The organism is Archangium sp., from assembly GCF_036389735.1.
Taxonomy (GTDB): Bacteria; Myxococcota; Myxococcia; order Myxococcales; family Myxococcaceae; genus Archangium.
The window spans coordinates 1-2,094 of record NZ_DASVWK010000743.1; the positions used below are offsets into that span (position 1 = coordinate 1).

Annotated in this window: 2 protein-coding genes and 1 pseudogene; all 3 read right to left on the bottom strand. The window is 67.7% G+C overall.

Annotated features, from left to right (window positions below; genetic code table 11):
- Nucleotides 1-386 (bottom strand): annotated as a pseudogene (locus VF794_RS26420) (hypothetical protein); the annotation flags it as partial.
- Nucleotides 383-760: a hypothetical protein gene (locus tag VF794_RS26425; protein WP_331115081.1), complete on the bottom strand. Its 378-nt coding sequence runs from the start codon at nt 758-760 to the stop codon at nt 383-385. The pseudogene VF794_RS26420 and the gene VF794_RS26425, both read right to left, overlap by 4 nt.
- Nucleotides 705-1,922: a hypothetical protein gene (locus tag VF794_RS26430; protein ID WP_331115083.1), complete on the bottom strand. Its 1,218-nt coding sequence runs from the start codon at nt 1,920-1,922 to the stop codon at nt 705-707. Before VF794_RS26430 ends, VF794_RS26425 begins: the two co-directional genes overlap by 56 nt.
- Nucleotides 1,923-2,094 lie beyond the last annotated feature (172 nt).

Consider the following 2,094-nt stretch of genomic DNA (forward strand, 5'->3'; position numbering starts at 1 on the left):
AACTCCACGAACTTCTGGCATCGCTCCACCTCCGCGAAGCAGGCGAGCGGCTTGACGTTGACCGTCAGTCCCAGTTCTGGCGGAAGAGGTGGAGACCATAGCCTGAGTGTCATGTCCAAGGCTGGCCACTTCGTCCGGTAGAACCCGATAGCCGTTCTTCTTTCCTGGCGCTCCTCCTCTAGCGACTTCCAGATGGCTGAACGGGCGTATTTGCGCTGCCGCTTGCCTTTAACGACGTCCGGCATCCACCCGTCAGCGTACTTTTCCAGGGCCAGGAAGAATGGCTCCAGTTCGCTCTCCCATGCCACGCGCGGGTCGAAGGCCCCGTCGAAAGTGAGCCGGAGGCGATCCTCCGCCTTCGAGTCGTGCAAGCTCAGTACCTTCATTGAAAAAGTACCTCCACTCCCGGAACCGCGCGCTGGGTTTCGTTCACGGCTCGCCCCAACATGTCTACATCCAAGGGGGTGAGGGCGCCCCCCTCATAGATGAGGCGTACCCTCGGAACTGGCACCTCGCTGCCCTCGCGGAGAAGGGGTTGGAGGGAGTCACGGCGGATATCCAGTGTCTCGCCGTAATACCTCAGGGCCTCACTCGCGTCGGCGATCAGTTGTGCTTCCAACGCCTGCTCCCCCAAGCCTGACAAGTCACGGCTCTTGAAGCTCAACGTCTCGACGCGAGGTTTCGAGCCGGCGAGCTCGCCCGTTTCAATGACGAGCACATCCGCGAAGCGCAGGCCGGTGCCCGGCTTCCTCACGCCCACGTATGTCTCGATGCGGGGCGTGTCGAAGTCCCCGAGAAAGCGGCGCTGGAGGCCACTGCCCCGGTGCTTCTCTTCTCCCCGTGCCCCCCTTCACCGTCGGCGAGCCCCCGGCCTCGGGCCGGGCCTTGGACAGCAGCGGTCGCGCCTTGGCCACGTCGCCCCGGGCCTCGTACAGGGCCAGGGCGGCGTCCACGCCCCCCACGGCGACGAAGCGGCTCGCCTCCCGGCTGGCGCGTATGTACCGGGCCAGCTCGCGCAGGCTCTCCACACCCGTGCCCAGCCGCGCTTCCAGTTGCCGCGTCATCTGCGCGAGGGCGCTCACCCGCGACTCCACCGTCTGGAGTCCTCTGGGGAGTCCCGTCCCGGCACCTCGGGCCTCGTAGAGGGAGCGCACGCCCTTGCCACCGACGTACAGAGTCGCCAGCAGCGCGGCGGGCGTCAGCTCGCGCGTGGCCTGCTCGTACTGGCCTTGCGTCAGCGAGTACAGCCCGTGGCTCGTCCCGGCCGCGAGGTAGTAGAAGCCCAGCGGCACGCCAAACGTCATGGCGTCCACGCCGCCCAGCACCACGTTGCCCGGCGCGTAGTGCCGCTCCGCGGCCACACGTTCCACCTCGTCGAGGTCCTCCTGGTAGGGCGGTGGCAATTGGCCTCGTTGCCTGGAGTAGTGCGTGTACCGAGCATTCCTGGCCTGCTCGTGGGTGGCCAGGTCGGCGGCGGCGCTGCCTACCCCGCGCGGCAGGTCTCCCCATTCAAAGTCCCTGTCCGGACGGGCCGAGAGCTTCAGGCCCCGCGCCTCCAACTCCGCTCGGGCCCGGGGCATGAGCCCCAGCGTGGACTCCAGCCGCTTGTCCTGGGCCAGCCGGAAGAGAATTTCTCGCAGCTCATCGTCATGGGCCGAGTCGAGGAGGAAGCGGACGAACACCTCGGCATGGGCGGCCCCATACGTCTCGGTGGCATGGAGGATGAACGAGACGCGCTTGCGGTTGAGGAAGCCAGCGGCGTCTTCGCGCATGGGCCCCAGGGCGCCGAGTTGCACGGCCTCCCAGTCCGGCAGCGTCTCCACCAGCCGGGGCATGTCCACGCGCTCCTGCAACGCGACGAATTCGGCGGGCGAGGTGCACGTGAGGAAGGGGGCGAGGAGGGCCTCCCCTGGACCTGCCATGGCGACGTCCGAGCCCGGTCGGCCTGCACTCCGTTGGCGATACAGCCGCTCCTGCTCGCCTGTGTCCGTGGAGGCGACAGAGGCGGGCGTCTGGAGTGGGCGCGTATCAGTCGCCGTTTCTCGCAACGTGTACAGGGCACGCGGACCTTGGGCGCCGCCCCCGCCGGGTCGC